The 21,129-nt window shown below is 59.6% G+C and carries 14 protein-coding genes and 3 pseudogenes; 6 read left to right on the top strand and 11 right to left on the bottom strand.

Annotated elements, in window-relative coordinates; translation table 11 throughout:
• Nucleotides 1-410 precede the first annotated feature (410 nt).
• The 3 genes and pseudogenes from DBIPINDM_RS00920 to DBIPINDM_RS00930 form a co-directional block, all read left to right on the top strand.
• Complete coding sequence (locus tag DBIPINDM_RS00920) at nt 411-2,501, top strand: prolyl oligopeptidase family serine peptidase (protein ID WP_258581038.1); 2,091 nt, start codon at nt 411-413, stop codon at nt 2,499-2,501.
• A 190-nt stretch (nt 2,502-2,691) separates the two neighbouring features.
• Entirely contained in the window at nt 2,692-3,387 is a 696-nt protein-coding gene (locus DBIPINDM_RS00925) for an OmpW/AlkL family protein (protein WP_258581232.1), read from the top strand.
• A 132-nt stretch (nt 3,388-3,519) separates the two neighbouring features.
• Nucleotides 3,520-4,316 (top strand): annotated as a pseudogene (locus DBIPINDM_RS00930) (DPP IV N-terminal domain-containing protein); the annotation flags it as partial.
• A 60-nt stretch (nt 4,317-4,376) separates the two neighbouring features.
• On the opposite strand, the gene DBIPINDM_RS00935 reads toward DBIPINDM_RS00930, so the two are convergent.
• Both DBIPINDM_RS00935 and DBIPINDM_RS00940 read right to left on the bottom strand, forming a co-directional pair.
• Nucleotides 4,377-5,639, bottom strand: a complete 1,263-nt coding sequence (locus tag DBIPINDM_RS00935; RefSeq protein ID WP_258581039.1) for a lysine N(6)-hydroxylase/L-ornithine N(5)-oxygenase family protein — start codon at nt 5,637-5,639, stop codon at nt 4,377-4,379.
• Nucleotides 5,640-6,639: 1,000 nt separating this feature from the next.
• Nucleotides 6,640-7,392: a carbonic anhydrase gene (locus tag DBIPINDM_RS00940; protein WP_258581040.1), complete on the bottom strand. Its 753-nt coding sequence runs from the start codon at nt 7,390-7,392 to the stop codon at nt 6,640-6,642.
• A gap of 736 nt (nt 7,393-8,128) precedes the next feature.
• Here DBIPINDM_RS00940 and DBIPINDM_RS00945 point away from each other — a divergent pair.
• From DBIPINDM_RS00945 to rpoN, 3 genes are all read left to right on the top strand, one after another.
• Complete coding sequence (locus tag DBIPINDM_RS00945; protein ID WP_258581041.1) at nt 8,129-8,269, top strand: hypothetical protein; 141 nt, start codon at nt 8,129-8,131, stop codon at nt 8,267-8,269.
• 1,513 nt (nt 8,270-9,782) lie between these two features.
• Nucleotides 9,783-10,316 (top strand): peroxiredoxin, encoded by a 534-nt coding sequence (locus DBIPINDM_RS00950; RefSeq protein ID WP_258581042.1) that lies wholly within the window; start codon nt 9,783-9,785, stop codon nt 10,314-10,316.
• Between the two features lie 73 nt (nt 10,317-10,389).
• Nucleotides 10,390-11,865 (top strand): RNA polymerase factor sigma-54, encoded by a 1,476-nt coding sequence (gene rpoN, locus DBIPINDM_RS00955; protein ID WP_258581043.1) that lies wholly within the window; start codon nt 10,390-10,392, stop codon nt 11,863-11,865.
• 21 nt (nt 11,866-11,886) lie between these two features.
• Here the strand turns inward: rpoN and DBIPINDM_RS00960 are convergent, their stop codons facing one another.
• From DBIPINDM_RS00960 to DBIPINDM_RS01000, 9 genes and pseudogenes are all read right to left on the bottom strand, one after another.
• On the bottom strand, nt 11,887-12,507 hold the full coding sequence (locus DBIPINDM_RS00960) for a nitrogen fixation protein NifQ (protein WP_258581233.1): 621 nt from the start codon (nt 12,505-12,507) through the stop codon (nt 11,887-11,889).
• A 21-nt stretch (nt 12,508-12,528) separates the two neighbouring features.
• Nucleotides 12,529-12,825 (bottom strand): annotated as a pseudogene (fdxB, locus tag DBIPINDM_RS00965) (ferredoxin III, nif-specific); the annotation flags it as partial.
• Between the two features lie 297 nt (nt 12,826-13,122).
• Nucleotides 13,123-14,175: an LLM class flavin-dependent oxidoreductase gene (locus tag DBIPINDM_RS00970; RefSeq protein ID WP_258581044.1), complete on the bottom strand. Its 1,053-nt coding sequence runs from the start codon at nt 14,173-14,175 to the stop codon at nt 13,123-13,125.
• A 318-nt stretch (nt 14,176-14,493) separates the two neighbouring features.
• Nucleotides 14,494-16,096, bottom strand: a pseudogene (locus tag DBIPINDM_RS00975) (SDR family oxidoreductase).
• A 335-nt stretch (nt 16,097-16,431) separates the two neighbouring features.
• Complete coding sequence (locus tag DBIPINDM_RS00980) at nt 16,432-17,037, bottom strand: nuclear transport factor 2 family protein (protein WP_258581045.1); 606 nt, start codon at nt 17,035-17,037, stop codon at nt 16,432-16,434.
• Between the two features lie 163 nt (nt 17,038-17,200).
• Nucleotides 17,201-17,446, bottom strand: a complete 246-nt coding sequence (locus DBIPINDM_RS00985; protein WP_183465736.1) for a ferredoxin — start codon at nt 17,444-17,446, stop codon at nt 17,201-17,203.
• A gap of 42 nt (nt 17,447-17,488) precedes the next feature.
• Entirely contained in the window at nt 17,489-18,706 is a 1,218-nt protein-coding gene (locus DBIPINDM_RS00990; RefSeq protein WP_258581046.1) for a cytochrome P450, read from the bottom strand.
• 913 nt (nt 18,707-19,619) lie between these two features.
• A complete protein-coding gene (locus DBIPINDM_RS00995) occupies nt 19,620-20,180 on the bottom strand; it encodes a type II toxin-antitoxin system VapC family toxin (RefSeq protein WP_258581047.1) in 561 nt (186 codons plus the stop codon).
• 11 nt (nt 20,181-20,191) lie between these two features.
• Complete coding sequence (locus DBIPINDM_RS01000) at nt 20,192-20,560, bottom strand: hypothetical protein (protein ID WP_258581048.1); 369 nt, start codon at nt 20,558-20,560, stop codon at nt 20,192-20,194.
• Nucleotides 20,561-21,129 lie beyond the last annotated feature (569 nt).

Genomic DNA, 21,129 nt, shown 5'->3' on the forward strand with positions numbered 1-21,129 from the left:
CATGCCGGCGGGGATGACGGCGTGGGCAATGCAGTTGACGATGAGTTGCTCGTCTTAAACCAAGACGTCGCGTCCAACCAAGTTCACGATGAGCCTCACTGCTTGAGTCTTCCGCAATGCCCAACGAGCTCGCGCAGGAGACCGATCAGGCGTTACCCACTCGTTGTCGGATTTCCGACGATGTCGGACATGAGACACAGCGCCATCAGCGTGATCGCATTGCTCTGAAACGATTTTCCCAGTTGGCACGACAGATGCAACCCTATGCGCAAAAGCACTGCGACGCCCCACCGACTGAGAAGAACCCACCTGATGATTACGCTTTTCGAACATGCGGTCGCCGCCGCGAACACTGAGCGTTCCCGAGCCGACGGAAGCCTCTGCGCTTTCATTCCTGGGGTTGACCGGACATGACCGCATTCGATGTCCGTCCAACTCTGAATGCTCCCGACGACGATCCCTACCTTTGGCTCGAAGATGTGGAAGGCGAACGGGCCCTTGACTGGACCGCCAGCCAGTCGGCAAGGACGCTGAAGCACTGCGGGGGAACGCGGTTCGAGCGCGACCGCGCGGCTCTGACGATGATTTTCGACCGTTTCGACAGGATTCCCGCGATTACGCGCCGCGGTCAGTACCTCTACAATTTCTGGCGAGATGCCGGAAATCCGCGCGGATTGTGGCGCCGGACCACCCTTGCCGCCTACATGAAGGCGGATCCCCAGTGGGAGCTACTGCTCGATCTGGATGCCCTCGCGGCTAGCGACGGAGAGGACTGGATTTGGAGTGGCGCGTCGACCGAGCCGCAGAGACGGGAAAAAGCCATTCTGCGCCTATCGCGCGGTGGCAGCGACGCGGTCGTACATCGCGAATTCGACCTGATGTCTCTGAGCATTGTCGCTGACGGTTTCAATCTCCCGGAGGCCAAGGGCTCCATTGATTGGCTCGACCCTGACACGCTTCTGCTTTCCAGTGCGCTTGGTGATGGCATGGTCACCCGCTCCGGCTTCGCGCGTACCGTGCGGTTGTGGAAGCGTGGCGCGGATCCCCTCACCGCGCCGGCAATCTTCGAGACCGGCTGTTCCGAATCCCTAGGCGTGTCTGGTCATGTGGACCGCACCGCCGAGAGCGAGCGCCTTTGGTTCATCGAGAATACTGGCTTCTTCGAGCAGATAGTCCGAACCGGCGACAAGAGCGGGCCGAAGATTGAAATCGACTTTCCTCGGGACGCCTGGTGGGGTGTCTTCGGCGATTGGCTGGCGGTAAAGCCGGGCAAACCCTGGACGGTGGGAGGGACGACCTATGCCTCCGACGTACTGATCGGCATCTCGCTTTCCTCATTCATCGCCGGCGAGCGCGGCTTTGTCACCCTGTTCGAACCTGGCGACAGGCGTTCTCTGCAGTCATTTTTCTGGAACGACGGGAAGCTCATCATCTCCTATCTGGCGAACCTCGTTCCGCGTTTCGAGGCGTTCACTCCGGGCCGGCAGGAATGGACGCGTCGAGCCCTGGACACCGTGCCCGCCGAAGGGACTGTCCACCTGTGGTCCCTCGATGCGGAAGATCACGAGACCAATGGAGAGATCCTCGTTTCGGCTCAGGACCCGATCACGCCGCCGCAGCTTCTCCTATTTGACCTCAATGCCGCGCCGCCTCTCGGTAAGCCAGTGATCCTGAAGCTCAACCCGGAGAATTTCGACGCATCCCGACTGACGGTCACGCGCTACGAGGCAGTCTCGATCGATGGTGAGATGATCCCCTATACGCAGGTCGGCCCGGCGAACGGGAACGGCGATGCCCCGGTTCATCTCACCGCCTATGGCGGGTTCGGCATATCGCTCCTGCCCTCCTACAACTCCGCGCTGGGCAAGCTGTGGCTCGAACGCGGCGGCACGTGCGTGGTGGCGAACATCCGTGGGGGCGGCGAGTTCGGCACCCGTTGGCACGACGCCGGGCGCAGACAGGGCAAGCGTCTCGCCCATGACGATTTCGCCGCCGTTGCGGCCGACCTCGTGCGAAGGGGCATTACGCGGCCGGGGCGGATTGCCGCCGAGGGGGGCTCAAATGGCGGCCTGCTGATCGCCAACATGCTTACCCGCTATCCTGAGCGTTTCGGCGCGCTGTTCTGCACAGTCCCGCTTATCGACATGCGCCGCTACACCAGGCTTTTGGGCGCAAGCGGGATTGACGAATATGGCAATCCCGATAAGCCGCAGGATTGGACTTTCCTCAAGGAAATCTCCGCCTATCACGCCGCGACGGCAGGGCAGCCCTATCCGCCGATCCTGCTCGCCACCACGAAGCGGGACGACCGCGTCCACCCGGGCCACGCGCGTAAGATGGCCGCAAAGCTGCAGGCTCTTGGCTATCCCGCCTACTTCTACGAGCCCAGCGCGGGTGGGCACAGCCACGGCAAGGACAACCGGGAGCGGGCCGCATTCATCGCCCTGGGCAACAATTTCCTTCGCAGTGCCATCGGCTGGCACGCCGATGGCGTTCGATAGGTGGGCGCGCAACCCGAACAAGGCAACGTGTCAAACAAAAGTGAGCACAGATCGGTGATTGCGCGAAGGCGCAAGTAATGTCGGCACAGTCTCGTGCAAGTTAGCATGAGAGATTGCTTCAATGTACATTCATCAGAGGAGATTCTTAGTAGTGCAGTTCATCATTTCTGAAGGCAAAGGAAAGAATATCATGGCGAGAAAGCGAATGGGCGTGGCGCGGGGAGTAACAGCGGCCGTCGTCCTGATGATGGTGGGACAGCAGGCCGTCGCGGCGGAGCCTCCGGTAGCCGCAAGCATCCCGCAGGCAGGGGTCTCGGTCACGGAAGCGCCAAGCCCTTGGCAGATCCGCCTGCGTGGGTTGGGGGTCATCACTAAGGATTCGGGCTACGTCAACGGAGTGCCCGGCTCCGGTCTTTCCTATTCGGACACCGTGATCCCGGAACTCGATATCACCTATTTCTTCACGGACAACATCGCCGCCGAACTGATCCTCGGCACCACCTATGCCAACATCGACGGCCAAGGAACGCTCGGGGGGCTGGGCAACATCGGCAAGGTTTGGCTGCTGCCGCCTACGCTCACAGTGCAGTATCATTTTACCGATTTCGGCGCCTTCAAGCCCTATGTCGGTGCCGGCGTGAACTACACGATCTTCTATAACCAGCATGCCGGCAGCGCCGATGCTCTCAAGGTTAAGAACACGTTCGGCACCGCGCTGCAGGTCGGGTTCGACTACATGGTGGATCAGCACTGGGGCGTCAACTTCGACGTGAAGAAGCTTTTCCTGAAGCCAGACTTCGACGTCACCGTGGCCGGGGCGAAACTGACGGGCAAGGCCGAGCTCGATCCATGGTTGATAGGCGCAGGTGTCACTTACCGCTTCTGATACGGAAGGCGAAGGTGGCTCTCCGACAGCCGATCTGACATTAAGGGCGCCTCGTGCGCCCTTTTGCCGTCGGCCCGCCGGTCCACTTTTGTCAACCAGCCGTCCCCCCAGGTTGTCCGAGCTGTCGGATATGCGACCTATGCCTGCACCAGCACAACATGGGATGTGGAGGCCCCGGACACGCAGCTCAGCCATGACTACACGCCACCGGCTGAGAATAACCCCGACCAGAGGAGCGTCTCGCCGGACGGCAAATGGATCGCCTCTATCGATTGCAGGATGTTGCGCTGAGCCGGGACGGATCCGAGGGCAATTACTACGTCTTTTCGACACTGAGCTGGTCGCCGGACTCGCGCCACCTCGCGGCTTACCGCGTTCGCCCCGGCTACAAGCGGGAGATCCCCTACCTCAATTCGTCGACGGACCAGTTGCAGCGCGAATATTCAACGATGGTCTATCCCAAGCCGGGCTATGTCCTTCCGCTGCCCCAGCCGGACCTGTTCGACATTGCCAGCCAGCGCCAGGTCGCGATTGACAACGCGCTGTTCTCGAACCCTTTCGAAGTTTCCTCTCTCCAATGGTGGGAGGACGGCCGCGGCTTCACTTTCGAATATAACCAGCGCGGGCATCAGCTCTATAGTCTCGTCGAGGTAGACGCCGCCACTGCCGCGCGCGCTGCCTGATCGATGAAACCAGTGAGACCTCCGTCGATTACCGGCCGCTGGCGGCGTGATCAGGAAGGTACCGGAAAAACCTTTCGTCACGATGTCGATGACGGGAAGGAGATCATCTGGGTGTCCGAGCGCGACGGGCACGAGCACCTGTACCTGTTCGACGGACGGACGGGCGCGCTCAAGAGCCAGATCACCCGAGGTGAGTACGTGGTCCGGGGGGTAAACCATGTCGATTCGGTCAGGCGCCGGCCTTGGCCGCAACCGCGGCGGACATCATTCCTTGGATGCCACCGCCAATGACCAAGAGTCGACGAGTCATATCCCGCTGCCCATTTTTTCGCCTGCGGTGTCGCACCAGCTCTCGAGGGAGGTACGACTGATGAATCCAGGATGCTCGGGGTTCGCGTATGGCGAGCGCCCAAGAAGGCTGTTGAGGATGCGACGTGCGCGCCAGGCCAGCAGCCTAAGATTCGGATCGGCCAGCCCGCGCTGGCCGAGGTTCGCGTTCTGTACGAAGATGCGTCTGTCACGCGGTCCGTCCCAGGACACCGAAAAGTCCTCGCCAATAACCATGTCTTTGTCGATCTGTTCCAGCCGGTCCGCGATCGGTTCCAAGAAGCCTGGCACCGCGTTCTCGTAACCGGTGGCCAGGATGACGATGTCGGCCGTGACTTCTTCGATATCGTCAATGCCGCGCTGCAGGGTCAGCCTGTGACCCGCGCCAGCGTTGATGCAGCGCGAGACGTTGCAACCCGGCCGCAGTGCGATGTCGCATTGGTTTGGCTCGAGAAATTCGTGGCGGTACAGCGCCTGATACACAGCGCGCAGCGTGCTTTCCGAAATGCCGTCCGAGGCAAGCACGAAACGCCGAAGGAAGAGCTTGCGCTGCGACTCGCTCATCGCCGCGAAACGATCCGAAAAGCAGGGCATGAACAACTCGTTTGTGAACGGGCTGTTGTCGATGGGCAGGTAGTTTTCGCGCTGTGAGACCCAAGTGATCGAGGCAGGCCGCTGTTCGTTCGGCCGGCTGACAAGATGCAACAGCACCTCGGCTCCCGACTGTCCCCCGCCAACCACGCAGACATCCTTTTTCCGCACTTCTGGATGGATGTGCAGTACATCAGATGAGTGGAACAGGTTGGCCCCAGTCCAGCCCTGAAACTGAGGCGGAATTTGCGCCTGCTTGCCAATGCCGACCACCACGTTTCTGGCGCCAAGAACCGCGTCGTCCGTCCGCACCCGAAACTCGCCGTCAAAGCGGATTTCGCGCACCGTCTCTCCGCCGCGGACAAGCGGATTTTTTTGGAAAGCCCAGTTCAGGTACTGCTCGAACTCAGCTCTGAGCACGGCCTCGAACTGTGCGTTCAGGAAGTGGTACAGACGCCCGTTCTCGTGCAGGTAGTTTACGAAAGTGTAGGCCGATCGCGGATTCACCAGCGTGACCAGATCCTTGAAGTGGCTGACCTGGAGCTCCGAGGAATCGAATGCGCTGCCTGGATGCCAGCGGAAGTCGACTTGCCGATCCAGGAACAGTGCCCCTTGCCCGATTTCCTCGTGTAACTGACACGCAAGGCTCAAATTAGACGGGCCAGCACCGACCCCAATGCAAGAGTGCTCCACTTGTCTTGCTCCTATAGCGTTTCCCAATAAGGGATGTTCGCGGCAAGTATCGGCCATGGCTGTTGGGCTTACCCTCCAGCAGGGATTCTCGACCTTGGTGCCGCTGGATTTGCAGCAGTTTGTCCTCGCGTTCGTGTTGTCGGGTGTGAAGCCCGTGGATCCAGCCCAGTGATAAGATCAACAACTCATGCCGGCGACATGTCGCGCTTGGGCGGATTGTCGTATGTCCGCCACGTCGCCGTCAGCGACATGCTTCCAAGCCTCCCGTATCTAATCGGCGCAGTCGCCCGCCTTGGCCATGATGCGCCGACCTTCGACCGGCTTGGTGACCGTCAAGGCTGCGGTGTTGAATGCAGCGACAGTATTTTTCGATGAGGCTGATCATAGGAGGACATCCGCTGGGGCGTTCTGAATGTCCCCTGCATCGAACGTGCCAGAAGGAAATTATGTCAAACCAACGGGCAGCAGGTTCGTGATCGGGTCGGGTATCTGCTCACGGCAGACTCAGACCAAGTTGCAACGGCCAAAATGTTTAGAGAACGATTCCCCGATAAGCAGATCATTAGTGTTGCCCGCCAGGCCGATCTCACAGCAAAAGTGATTTTGCCTCACGTTCACGATATCCGGTCAATCGAGAAAGCGACTATTGAAGCCTGCCAGTTTGAGGGTGCGGTCATAATCGTGAACGGTGAAAGGGTGGGTAAACGACCAGCTGAATATGCGCCGCCCGAAACCGCAGCGTTGTGCAGACTGTTGCGGATGGAATGCTGGACGAGACAATTAGAGCGTTACTGCATAGGACCAGTGACGCGTCAGACGCGATAAAAAGTTCCAAAGGGCAAGGCCGTTCTCCTGGTTGGAAGTGATGCGGGTCGGCAGCTCTCGCCGACTCGCACTTAAGTTTCAAAGCTCGTGCCATTTGCTGAGCTTTGCTGGATGGAACCGCAACAGAGCCGACTCAACCGAGGCCTAGAATGAAGCGCCGATTAGGTGAATGGATAGGCCGCGCGTTCAACGGATAGAGTGAGGTAAATCGCTCGATGTCTGCGGGGTCGACGTCGACCGGCTCCATTGCCACCATCCACTCGACGTTTTCGGTGCATGGCGGTGTCGTCAATGACCCCTCGTAGGTCCAGTAGCCAAGCGACGCCGGCAGGAGCCCGTTGGGATCGACCTCGTCGACCGCGATCTCCTCGCCTGACTTTCCGGGAAAGGCCGCGGCAAGGCCGGCAAAGCTGACATTTGTCGCGCCCGGCCTCAAAAAGACGCCCAGCACACCCAGACCACCGCTCTGTGTGTCCTTATGAACGAAATGCGCTTCCATCGGGAAGGTCTTGCCCGCCATCTGGTGTTCGCTCGGCGCATGAAAATGGAATTGTACCAGTTCGTAGACACGATCCCCGCGAGTCAGCGTGCTGCCTTCCGGCATATTGATTTGGATGGTGTGGCCGTTGTTCACCATCTTGCCGCCGCCTTTTCCCCAACCGATGGCGATATGTGGAATCTCGGCCTTGACTGCGCTCTTGATATTGATCGGTGATTGCTGCGTGCCTGCCGAGCAGGCGAAATTTTTCTTGTCCAAATCGGCCCAGTGCTCCGGTCCGTCCGGGCCTGTATATCCCCAATGAGTGCTGGCCGCATGCGCGGCTTGAACGCAAACCGGGCATGCTCCGAGGGCGACGAACCCTTTAATCAGATTACGACGATGCATATTGTTTTTGCTCCTTAATGCGAACTGATGTTTCCGATTGCGGCTGTCCTAGCAGGCCCCTGATCGCCAATAGGGCGACGCATGTGGTCAAGTGCGGGGCGACGCCTGGCGCAAGCCTTGGCTTCCGTCCATGAAGCAGACTGGCGGCTTCGACCCCGCAACCGCGCTGATTTAGGCTAACCGATTACAGATTGACATTGAGCAGACCTGAACTTGGTGACACACCAATAACTCGCGGCGGTACCCCATCTAGGGTTGCGTACAATCTTGCGAATTGTTCTCGCTATTCGCGGCGGCAGAGGCAAAAGTGCTTCGACATTCGATCGTGGAACTGGAACATGGCGCCCACGGCAGCCGTCACCAGCGTAGGGGACTTTTTCGCCGGGATCGTAGAACTTCTCATTCTCCTCACAGAAACTACGCGGTTTGTCGCGGCCGTTGTCACGGGAGAGTGCGTCCCAGCCTTGTTCGCGACCGATTGATCCTTGCCCTCGCAAGCCAAGGTGGCGTCATCGCCTCGACTAACGTCGTTCCAGACATTGCCCTTGAAATCCAAGAGCACGTCGTGACCCTCGCTGCCGACGGTTTCGGAACTTGAGCTAACCGAATACCCATTGTTATCCCAAATACTACTTGTGATACGGCCCACCAAAACCAAGCGCCTTCATATATTTCTCAGCGGAGCTTTGGAAAATCGATTGGTTGGATGGGGCACATTTACGGGATGGATATCTTGATGTCGCGTTCGCCTTTCTGCTTACCAATGCCGCGGCAGCGGCGGATGAGCAGCGAGGATCCGGCGGATGCGGAGGCGAAGATGGGTTTCGGTGTTCTGCAGCACCCCGCGCTGGTCTCTTTGGAGCATGTGATGATCTAGTCACCCCGACGATGGCGCGTGTTATACGGCGAACAAAAAAGGCGACGGGCGGCGGCGGGCACGGACGCCGCCGACCAGCTGCGTTCCTGCGCGTCGGTGGCATGCCTGGCGACATAAACAGGTCGGGGTCCATCGCTACTTCGAACCCAACATGGTCTGAAACCGGTCTGGTCGCCATCTGGTTTATCTCGGAGGTCAGTGTTCATGCACCGGATTGAGATCACACAGTCGGTCACCAGTAGGTTGTACAGTCCCGCCGGAGGCGGCTGTTGCGGAGGCAGTCCACCCGCCACAAGCGCGGATGAGATCGGTCGCGAATTCAAGCAGCTTGGGCCCTCCGCGACGCGCGGCCGACAGGCAGAATTATCGAAGCAAGTTGCGTGCCGGACTTGCGCCGATGATGCTGCACCACTTCTCCGTGCGCGCGGCCCGGCCAGGTCACGATTTCGTCGGGCTTTCGACATTCTCGTCCAGTCTCAGACACAACATGGTTTGCTGGTAGATACCTCACCTCACCCCACCTCAGTCGCGCAAACGGACCGACCTGCCCTGAACGAACGCGGCAGCCACCTGAGCCAGAGCGGAAGTTGTGACCGCCTGACAGTACGCGCCCGTTGTGCGACCTTCGGGGTGTGATTGGACGCCCACCGCAAACTGCCTGTCTTGCGAGCCCGCGGATTTCCGAGCTTTACGACATAGCCGATCGATACCACTTCGATCCAGGGAACGCTGATACGGTGACCTGGTCGAGCTCAGTACCTTTGCTGAGGGGCGAGTAAGCGACTAAAGGCGCGCCCCGCTCCTGCTCGCGCTGAACGGTTGCCTGCGAAGCAGTGAACCCCTGCTTCAAGTCAAATGGCATGGCGCTTGCGATGTAGTCCCTAGAACGCATCCAGCACATATGAAAGCCACGAACGAACCATGGCCTATACGCGAAGCTGCATGCAAGCGCCTGAGGAAACTATGCCCATTCCGGCTATACATCGAAGTATCATCCCTTCCAGACCTCCGTGCTCGGTAGCTGTCTTGCGCATGGCTGTTCTGGGACCGACGCGCCAATTCATGGCGCTCCCCCAATTGCTGGCCGGTCCTGATCAACGTGTGAGTGTCAAAGAACTCCCAAAAAGGGATGCCCAAGCTGACGTCGGGGCATCACTGCCAACCACCTTCGGTACTCCGAAATCGGGGCTTTCTCTCGCAACCCAACAGTTGGCGCGTCACAGCCCTATTTCGAAACTGACCCTTCTAATCACCACGCCTGTTTCCTCGATGACGAGCAGCGGGTCGTCGATGTCCCCTTCAGGCGATCGCCGCAAAAGGCTGTCGGCGCCGCCCGAAGCCACCAAGATCACCTATGTCGACGTCGTTCGGGTAATGAAGACCAGAAGCCAAGATGCTCCCATCCCACGAGAATCAAAGCGGGTCGGCTTATCTGGTGCCTGGGGCGCCGAGGCCGACAAATGTCGGCACGCCCAGAAGGCGTGCACAAGTTTTCATTTAAAGGAGCAAGCTGATGACCGTGCACAAGAGGGTTCCCTTCGTCACCTTTCTCACGCGTGTGCGCGATGAGTCAGTTCAGGGGCCCAATCCATATCGCTGGGAAGAAAAGACATCCGACGACTACTTTGCCGGCAAGCGCGTCATCCTGTTCTCGCTACCTGGCGCCTTCACGCCGACCTGCTCGACCTACCAACTGCCCAAATTCGAAGACCTCTATGACGAGTTTGAGAAGGAGGGAATTGAAGCCATCTACTGCCTTTCCGTCAACGATGCCTTCGTCATGAATGCGTGGGGGAAATCCTTGGGCCTGCAGAAGGTACGGCTCATCCCGGATGGATCGGGCGAGTTTACGCGCAAAATGGGCATGCTGGTTGCCAAGGACAATCTCGGCTTCGGTATGCGCTCTTGGCGCTACGCCGCCCTTATCAACAATGGCGTGGTGGAGCAGTGGTTTGAGGAGGATGGTTTCTCCGACAACTGCGAGGCCGACCCCTATGGCGTATCATCCCCGCAGAACGTTCTTGAAACCCTCAAGGCTGCCGCATGACCTAGCAGCGTCAAAGCCTCGCAGATCCCATTGGCCACCGCCAGAGCAACGCTCGACAGGAGTCGCGCCCACCATGCAATCCTCAGCAAGCCTGCTTCAACGTCAGAAGCAATCTATGATTGCGTCGCCTCAACTGATTGAGTCGATCCGATTGCTGCAACTGGCGCATACCGAGCTGCATCAGTACGTGGGGCAGGAAATCGCAAAGAACCCGCTTTTGGAGTTGGCGCCAAGCGAGGAAGGGCCGTCTGGAGATGATTGGTCGATTCCGGAAGAGGTTCCCGACATCGGCGTACGTGAAAAGGACTTTGACAAGCCGATCAGTGCCGAGGCCCCGGAAAGGTTCATGCAATCGAAATCGACCGGCAACTCGACCGGCAACACAGCCAACGCCCCGCCGGGCGCGGGCAATGCAGTCGACAATTTTTCCGTCTCCGCCGAAACATTGCACGACCACGTCGCGCGTCAGATCGCCCTGACTGCGTTCACATCGCAGGAGAGGCTGATTGCTGGCCAGCTTGCCACTCATTTGGAAGATACTGGCTATCTTCAGGTAAGCCTTGTGGAACTGGCCAGCAGCCTAAACGTCCGGGCGGACGATGTGGAACGGGTGCTCGGAATCTTGCAGCACTTTGATCCACCGGGACTTTTTGCGCGAACGCTCAGCGAATGCCTTGAGATCCAGTTGCGCCAGCGAGACCGGTTCGACCCGGCGATGGCAGCGTTGGTTGCCAACCTTGAGATGCTTGCGAGACGCGATTTTCAGGCATTGAAGCAGCATTGCGGCGTCGATGAAGAAGACCTTCTCGACATGTTGCATGAAATCCGTGCTCTCGACCCCAAGCCTGGAAATCAGTTCCACACCGGAGGGCCGGAATGCGTCATGCCCGAAGTCTTGGTCATGCCCTCGCCTGGCGGTGGGTGGCACATCGAACTTGATCCGAACACGCTACCCAAGCTGCTGATCAACCATACCTACTTCGCCGAAGTCTCGCGCGCGGCCGTCCAAAATTCGAAAGATCAAGCATTTCTCCACGAATGCTTGCAAAACGCGAACTGGTTAATCCGCAGCCTCGATCAGCGCGCCAACACGATTCTTAAGGTTGCGACTGAAATCGTGCGCCAGCAGGAGGCCTTTTTGGAACATGGCGTCTCCCACCTGAAGCCTCTCAATCTCAGGACTGTCGCTGAAGCGATCAACGTGCACGAGTCGACGGTAAGCCGGGTGACATCCAACAAGTACATGCTTACCCCACGCGGTGTTTTCGAGCTGAAGTACTTTTTCACTGTCGCGATCGCCTCCTGCGAAGGCGGCGACGCGCACTCCGCCGAAGCTGTGCGTCATCGGATCAAAGCGATAGTCGCCGGAGAATCGCTTGCTGACGTGCTTTCCGACGATGATATCGCTGCCCGGCTCAAGGAAACCGGCATCGATGTTGCACGCCGCACCGTCACAAAATATCGCGAAGCGATGAACATCCCCTCCTCTGTGCAACGGCGACGGGAAAAGCGCTTATGGCTAGAGGGCGATCAAGGCTCCGCGGCCTAGCAGCGCTGACGAAAGCGGCGCTTAATCCAAAGCGATCCCGTTCTTGATGTGTGCGAGGCGGCTTTCGCCTTGCTCGGGGCCGAAGCAGCTTTCGAAATCATTGCATTCCCGGCAAGTGGGCGCGGTGCATAGCGAAAAACCTTCGGCCTCGCAGAGTTTGCGGTAGAAGAACTTCTTCCATTTCATGTTTTGGGTGTTGCCGGCTGCCAAGGTCGGAAAATGCGTGGAAAGCAGGCGGCTGAGCTCGGCCCGATTGAGAAGGCCAAGATCCTGCCAGAGATGGTTGTTGCGCATGGCACGCCGGGCGACGATCTTAGCGAAGCAGGCGCTCGCCGGGTCGCCCGGCCGGGCATGCGCCAGCAGCAGGCTGTGCAGAAGTTCTTCTTCCATTTCCGGCTTGGGGTCGCATAGCTCGTCCAAGGCGAAGGCGTTCATCGCGGTAGCGGGGAAACTGTGGGTCAGCACGTCGCGCAGCTCTGCGCGCGAAAGGCCAGTCGACTCCGTCGCCGTCGCCTCGCCGGCCTCGACCTCCTCGAGCGCACACGAAAGCACACAGGCAAGCACATGCTGATCGAACCCACTCTTCAACTCGATCCGCGGCCATTGGCGGGCGCAGAGCCAACTATAGTGATGAGCGAACATGGTGCCGTTCTCCTGGTCGTCTGCCGCGACCTTGTCGGCCGCAACATGCGTCTGGCAGTTCTTTGGGTAAACGCGGGCTCCGCAGCCAATGCAGCGGCCGGCCTGGTCGACGAGCATGATCATGCGGTTGAGCTCGGCGTCGAGGTGTTCGCCCTCGCCGGCACGGAGGGTTCACTCGCTGATCGACGCTATGGAGGTGCACCGCCCGCGCGAGCAGACCTTGAAGCAGCGGCCGAAGCCGATGCAGGTCGTGCCGTCGAGAGTGGTCAGATATCGCGGCACCCATCTGGAGGCGTCGCGGGTGACGAAAGCGCTCATCGGGAGTTCCCCAATGCATGGAGCTTTCTTGCAGCTGCTGAGCGCCCGGGGTACCGCGGGCATGCGGAAGCTGCATCCTCACTATGCGAGCGGCGTAGTGACACCGCTTCCGGGCCGCAGACCGGAGCCACAGCGATGGATAGCCTGGCAAGGCACTGGTTTGACTGATCTTCGACATAGGTTACCCCAAACCCCATCACGACAAGCGACCTGGAGATTCCGTCCTACCTTGTGCGCGCGTTTCTGCCCTTTCGAGACGACAAGCAGATGAGGTGGAAGCTCAAGCCGTTGCGGATTTCAAACCCTCGCCTGAGGGAGGGACTTGTTGACCGCCGGGATGATCTTGTCTCCCCAGAGCTCGATCTGGCGCAGCATTGTCTTTTGGTCGAAATCCCCCAATTGGGTCTGAATTGCGATCTGGTCCGGTTTCAGGATATCCATCTCTTCCAGTAGGCGATCAATCACGCGATTCACGCTGCCGATCGGCAGGTTCTCGCGCATAGTCTCCAATGACAGATCCTGCTGCGTCGGCGTTTCCTGCAGCAAATAGCCGTCCAGGCTCTGCTGGCGGCGCTGATGCAGTGCTTCAGACAGCCGGCGCTGGAAGCGGGCATTGTCGAGATAGCTGTTTATCTCTGCCTGGTCGTCGCTGGCATAGCAGCAACGCAGCAGCGATATCTTGGCGTCCGTGACATTCTTACCTTCGGAAGCCGCCGCCTCCTCGATCGATTCGCGCAGCGTGCTCAAAGTCTCTAAGCCGTTGTGGAATGCTGTGACAAAGAAATTGTGTCCCTCGCGATAGGCCCGGCTCATGCGCGGGGGACCGCCGGCGATCCAGATCGGCGGGGTCGGCTTCTGGACGGTGGGCACCGAAATCGCCGTCGGGGGTATCTTCTCATACCGGCCATCGTGCTCGAAAATATTTTGGTTGAGGCCCTTCAGAAGGATGTCCAGATATTCCGAAAAGATGGCCGGCGCCTCATCGATGTTGACGCCAAAGCGTTCGAACTCGAATTGCTGGTATCCCACGCCGACTCCGAGCTCGAGACGGCCGTTCGCCACGACGTCGGCGAAGCCGATCTCGGAAAGCAGTCGCTGCGGGTGATAGAGCGGCAACACGCACACGGCAGTGCCGAGGCGAATGGTGCTTGTCAGGCCGGCGCAGTGCGCCACCATCATCAAGGGCGACGGAACAAGGCTGTAATTGTTGAAGTGGTGCTCGGCGAACCAGGCGGTGTTGAAGCCAGCCTGCTCCGAAAGAACGGCTTGTTCGATTGAGTTGCGGATGACGCTGTCGGAAGATTGATGATAGCCGCGCTGGGCGGCCAGGATGAAGGTTGCGAATTCCATGGTCTTTCATGTCTCCAGAGGGAATTGGTAGAACAGGGGATGCGATCGGCATGCGCACAGATGGCTTTGGCCACGGTGTGGATCCGATGGTTGGCGGCGGCATAGTCTTGCGGCAAACCGCTCGCATTCTGCGGTTGCACGCGCGCCCGCGAGCGGTTGGAACTGCTTCGACCGCGATGCGGACGTGTTCGTCGCCGCCGAACATCTTCGATCGTAGACAGCGCTGCGGGCGCGGCGCGGGCGGAGCTTGAAGCCTTGGATGTCGTATCGGCTTCGACGAGCCGCAGCCGTCGCCTGGCGAATGGCGAATGGCGATAATCAACCCGCGTCCTCCGCAAAATATTCGTCATAGAATTCGCTGGCGTTTCCCGCATCGCCGAACGAGGTCCAGCCGCCGTCCACATAGAGGATCGAGCCGTTGATGTATGAGGCGTCAGACGAAGCGAGGAAAAACGCCGCGTCTGCGACGTCTTTCGGCCGTCCCATCATGCCCATCGGAATTCGTCGTGCGATCGCTGTTGAGTCGATGCAGCCGGCCTTCACCAACTGAGCAAGTGCAGACGTGCGGATGTAACCGGGAGCGACGGTGGCTGTCCGAATGCCGACCGGCCCGAGTTCGGCCGCCATGCATCGGGTCAGCATGTCCATCCCCGCTTTCGAGGCGCCGTAGGCATGGCGCGGCGCAAAAGGGCAGAAAGCTGTTGATCGATCCGAGATCGAGGATCACGCCGCCGGGGCGCATCGCTTTGGCCGCCTCACGCGCGCAAGTGAAGGCGCCGGTGAGATTGACATCCAGGACCTGGTCGATTTCTGCCGGCATTTGTTCGAAGCCCGCCACAAAGGTGTCGGCAATAGCAGCACCGTTGACGAGGATGTCGATGCGCCCGAAGCATCCCCTCATCTCCTCGAACAGCGCCACCACCTCGCTCTCGATGGCCACATCCACGAATTTCGCCAGGTTCTTTCCGCCGAGCGATCCAGCGAGTACAGTAGCAGCAGCGCGATCTTTATCAGCAATCACGACGGTATCGCCGGTCGCTGCAAAACAGCGAACTATGGCGGCGCCTATGCCGTTCGCGCCACCCGTGACGAGCACGATTCGCGCATCGGTTCGTTCGCTCTCAGAAGAGAGCTCGGCTCTGGGCGTCCCTTCCACCGCCGGGTGCGCGTCCCCCGGCTGGTTGAATGACGTCCAGCCGCCGTCGACCACCAGCACCGATCCGGTGATGTAGCGCGCCTCAACGCTGGTCAGAAAACGCACGGCCCGGGCGATCTCGTCGGGCCGCGCCATGCGCCCCATCGGCACGCGGCGGCGTACCGCCGCAAGGTCCATTTTACCCGCGCGTTCCAGTTCTGCGACCATCGGCGTGCGCACATAGCCTGGCGCAACCGCCGTCACGCGTATGCCGCGCGAAGCCCATTCGCATGCAAACGACTTCGTCAACGAGATCAGGCCCGCTTTCGAGGCTGCGTAGGCATTGCGCCTGGGACTGCCGACCATCCCCCCCAGCGAAGCGACGTTAACGATGACGCCGTCCCGCTTCATCCGCCTCGCCGCTTCGCGGGCCATGACAAACGGCCCAATCAGGTTTACTGCCAAGCCGCGCCGGAAGGCATCGGCTGCCGTGTCGACAGTCGCAGTCATGGTCGGTCCGATGGCCGCGTTGTTGATGAGAACGTCGATTTGAGCGAACTGCGCTTCGACCCGGCCATAAAGGGCGAGGACTTCCACGTCTCGCGAGACGTCGCATTCGAGGCTAAGATGCGGGTCGCCGAGGCCACGGGCCAGTTCAACCACGCCGCTGCCCGGAAGGTCCACCGCAACAACAGTGTCTCCACCCCCGGCAAGGATATCGACCAGGGCCCGGCCGATCCCGCCCGCGGCGCCTGTAATGATGACGATGCGTCCTGCCCGCTTCATAAGAACTTCTCCGCGCCGAGCCTCAGCGATGTCACCCCATCAATATTCGGCGGCCAAATGATCCGTTGCGGCAAAGCAGCACGTCGTGGTGATGGCCAGTTGGCCGGCGAAGCTGGCGACGGACCCTTTGATGAGAGGCGATCTGGATCCAGGTAAGCCACTTGCCTCTGCGAACCGGTCCTCCGGTCTGAGCTTGGGGGTCGGAGACTGCCGCGCAACAGAGTCCCGTTCTTGCGTCAGCAAATTTATCAGCGACAGAGCAGACCGCTGTTGCGGTCACGCCGCTACGGGGCAGAAAGACAATCCTCTCGGCTACGTCTTTACCGGGCAGGCTCTCACCGGGATCGCTGTGCCATTGCAAAATCATCATAGCTTTTGTCTCCGTTCGGAACCTCTGCAGGCCTGATGGCGAGGAGGATGCGATGCTTCTCAAGCGCGTAGACTGGGTCATCCGGATGAGGTGCGCCGATAGGCTGCCGCGACCCGAACCGTTCTGCCTCAGGGATCGCTGCTGGGATCTGCTCCTCGAGCCAATCGTAGACCACCGTCCGTTCGGCAATCCGCCACTCCCCTTCCCTTTTCTGAAACAGATCGCAGTAGCGGCCGCAGAGGAGCGTCTGGCGTACTTCTCCGTATTTGTCCGGTCCGCGTTGCAGCGCGGTGAAATAGCTCTCGACCGCGGCTTCTGTCGGGGTGATGAATTCGATCAGGATGTTCGTGATCTGATGGATGTTGCGAGGCCCGGTCTGGAAGACCCCGAGCGCAAACCGGATGAAGCCCTCTGCCGAGCCGCAATAGGCGCCGTGATTGTCATGCGCATCGAGCCAGTACGCGCTGCGCAACGCCGCCTCGTCCGCGCGGTCTATCCCGCGGCAGTACCGATAGAGGCAGTCGCGGATCGCTTCACGGTCGAGTAGTTCGGTAATTTTTCCCTGGTCCATCGTCTTGGTCGCAAATCCTGTGATCGGAAGAGGTTCGCTAAGCCGCCCAAGTTTTTTCACACCATGGGAGCACCTCGTTTCCGGAGATGCCCCTGCACCGTTGGCCCAGGACGGCGGCGCGCCGCATGCCGTTCTTTCCAGTGTGCGGCCACATGGTCGAAAATCAAACCCGCCGGCCTCTCGGTTGAATGACATCCGATTCAGCCCGCGCAGCGGGTGTAGCGTCGAGTTCCAGTGCACGTTCGGGGCAAGATCGAGTGCCTCGTGACGCAAGTAGGTGCTTCCCCTCCGCAACCTCAATGTCACCAGGCAGGATGTAGCCCTCCTCATCGAGCTTGAAGATATCGGGCGCTTGCGCCGAGCATCGCGCGTGACCCTGGCATTTGGGTTTATGGACGATGATGCGCATACCGCTACCTTCAATTTCCGTGCCCGCTCGGGGCTGGCTTCATCAGGACCAGTGCAGGATCAGATTTTTGATCCCGAATACATGGCCGCCAGAGGTGATGGGTGCCGTACCTTTCTTGATCCGGAAGGCCGGAATGCGCGCCAGCCACTCCTCCAGGCCAATGACAATCTCTCGCCGGGCAAGGTGTGAGCCAAGACAGCGGTGGGGACCATAGCCAAAGGCGGCGTGGCGGTTGTTCTCTCGCGCCAGATCGATCGTGTTGGGGCATTCGAATTCTGCCGGGTCACGATTGGCAATCATCGTGGCGCAGGAAACGTAATCCCCCTTACGGATCGGCGCGCCTTCGAAGTCGATGTCCTTGGTTGCCACTCGGATCATCTGAACGGTCGGATAGGCGCGCAGCAATTCTTCAGCTGCGAGCGCGATCCGGTCCGGTTCGCTCCGCAGCAGTTCCTGATCTTTGAGGTTGCGGGCGAGATACGCCAAGTCAAAGCCTATAGCAGCTGCCACCGTATCGAGCCCCGCGACGAACACAAGCACGCCGATGCCACGGACTTCCACGTCGCTTAGCTGGCGGCCCTCGACCTGTGCCTGCACGATGAAGGTCATAAAATCGTCGACCGGGTCCTTGCGGCGCTTGGTCGCAAGCTCGTCGATAAAGGCAACAATTGTCTGGGCAGCGGCCGGTCGTTTCAGATGGTCGCCGTGGATGAGATCTTTCGCCCAGCCGACAAATGTATCGAGCCGGTGATCCGGCAACCCTAGAAAGCGAAGGAAGATGTTGACCGTGAAAGGAAAGGCGAACTCCTTCATGACGTCGCAGCTTGTGCCCGCTGCGGCAATCCTATCGATCAGCGCGACCGCTCGCTCGCGGATAGCCGGCTCCAATACCATGGCCCGCTTTGGCGAAAGCAGCGGATTGAGCAGTGAGCGAAAAACGCCATGGGCCGGTGGGTCAAGTTCGAGCGGGATCATCGGCCAGTTTTCGCCCAGCGCGGATGCGAAGATGCTGCGATGGCTCGAAAAGGTTTCAGCGTCCTGCAGCACCCGGCGCTGGTCGCTGGCGCGAGTGATGACCCAGGTGCCGCGGCCATCGCGCGTGTTGTAGGGAGAATAGAAGATCGGCGGCCCGGCATGGACGCAAGCGACCGCTGCGTGCGGGTCCCCGTTGGGCGCCGGCAGCATGCCTGGCGACGTAAACAGGCTGAAGTCCCTCACCATTTCGGGCGGGATGTGATCTGGAACCCAGTTAATCGCCATTTGGCTTCTCCTCAATGTCAGGCGTTCTGGCGCTCGATCGGGATCCCACGGCTGGTCACACGTCGATTACCAGCGTTCGGCACGTCCTGGCTCAGGCGCCGTAAAGATTGGCCGTCACCGCTGAACTCCATCAAGCAGTGCTGACGTCCCCTGACTAAACTTGTCGGGGCAAGTTGCGTGCCGATTAGCGCACCGTTTGCGTTGCACCAGTTGGTCCGAACCGGTGGCCCGGTCTTGGCGGCCTTTTGGTCGGATTGCGACATTCTTGTTCAGCTTCGGACACACGAAGGAGCAAATGAAAGGACCCTCAAGCATGCGAACGCCGCGACCCGAGCCGAATTTGGTCCTCACCACTTCCCGAGTGGCGCGCTTGCTGAGAGCTGGAGGATGTCAAAGCCCCCCTCGACAGAGCGGGAATAGCAACAGTGCGCGTCGTGGATGCTGCCACAGCGTGTATTCGTAGACCCGTGACTGCGCACGCAAGAACGCGCTGGATCTAGAGACAGCGCTCCTTACGCGGTCGACACACAGTGCCAACCAGTGTGCGACAATGCATCGGCCGGCCCGTCCGGAACGGCTTACCTCTTTCCCGAGCCGGTGCGGAAGTGCAGATTTACCCTAACCATACAGCACCATTGCTCGGTCCGGCTGACCAAGCGAATGTGCGGCAAGAGGTAGCGAAAGCCACCGATCATTATTCAACCCGTTGATAGCGAGTGGCTATTTTCAACGTCTCCGAGGGTGGCGGACGGAGGCTTGACGCAGCCGTGCGGAACGGCTGCGGCATTTCTGAACCGTCGCCACCGACCGATTTTGGTACTGTCTAAGACGTGCTTCCCGACGTGCAGATTGTTTTGATAGGCATGTCGGTGTCAAAGAATAAACCTTCCTCCTCAATCCATTGAGAGTGGCGCTACCTGTAGAAAAGCACTTTGCCCCCAGGAATGAGTTGTCGGCAGAAGTCGTAGTCGGCGATGTTCCGAGTCAACAGGACAAGCCCCGATTTCGATGCCTGCAGATACAGAGTGCAGTCATGCAGGCAGCGCAGCTTCTGGTCATCCTGGTAGCCCTGCAGGCGACAGAGCACGCCATTCAGAACAGCAGCGCGGCCGAGGACGTCGGCATCGGGCGTTAGGATCCGGTGTCCGGGCATGGATCGGATTACCTCGGACACAGCCTTATGCACGCCCCCGGTGCGGGGATCGTCGGGCTTCAGGACACCAAGCGTGTGGGCCAACTCCTGGATGCAGATGCCTGAATGGTTGTTGTGCCGACCATCCATAATCTGCTTCACCAACGCAGGCGCTTTGCCTTGGAGCCTGTCGATGTACACACAGGTGTCGAGCAATAGCGCTTGCCCGCCGAGCTCGCCCTCGTTCACGAAGGGCAGCTGATCATCAGGTCGGCGAGCAAGTGTTTTGGTTGGAAAGCCACGAAGCGAGCGAAGGGCTGCTTCAACATCAAATTCTGACACTCAAACCTCAATCAGAAGCCGAGCTTGATGTCTGGATCGATGGTTCCCGCGAGCTTGTCCATGGTCGCGGGGAAATTGTCCTCGAGCGCGACATTCGCAAGAGCGAATTCAAGCAGCTCGGTGTCACCCTTAATGCCCGTCTGGCGCTTAGCCTGCTCAATGAGGGCATGGCTCAAACGTGCTGTGATCCGCTCGTCTTTAGAGCCGAGCAGGCCTTTGCGAATGGCAGCACGAAGCGTCTGCCGAACGACAAACTTCTGCTCGCCCGGCATGTCCTTGTTGGCGTCCTTACGGATCAGACTCCGCTTGCGCTTCTTTTTCGCAACGAGGCGCTGTTGCGGAGCAGTCGATAACGACCGCATTCCCAGCGTCTTCGTCATATCGCCATCTCCGATGCTGTTAGCCAAGGCGTGTGTTTTGTCGAACATAACAGGTGGGAGCTGCTTTGTCACTCGGAAGCTCGCTCAGATTGCTGAGCAGTCATTCGTTCCGGCAAATGTGCGGCGGCTCGGTCTCGGCGAAGGGCTCCTGCTAAAGCCAAAAAGGGTCGCTGCAAAAAATCGATCGGGTGCCTCCAAGTAAAGCGGTATGGCGCTTGCTCTCATCGTTAAAGCCCATCATGGCACGAAGAAAGCTACAAGCAGAACCATGGCCGAGACGCGAAGCTCTGTATGAGCGCTGAGGAGAGCGTGCCCCCGTTCCCGCCGCGGGACATCGTTTCCTTCAGACTTCCGTCCTCGCTAGCTGCTTTGCGCATGGCCGGCCCGAGATCGAAGGTGATGGTCGCCATAGAATCGCCCGATGGGGTGCCTTCCGACAATGACACCCTCGTCCCCAGCTCAGAGAAGCCGGCACCGATATTGCACGCGGCACTATCACAACATGTCCGGCAGCGATGAACATCTTGCGTGAAACGCCGGGAACAGCGGCGCTTCTGGCTTTAATGCGT

This window comes from Mesorhizobium sp. AR02, assembly GCF_024746835.1.
GTDB lineage: Bacteria > Pseudomonadota > Alphaproteobacteria > Rhizobiales > Rhizobiaceae > Mesorhizobium.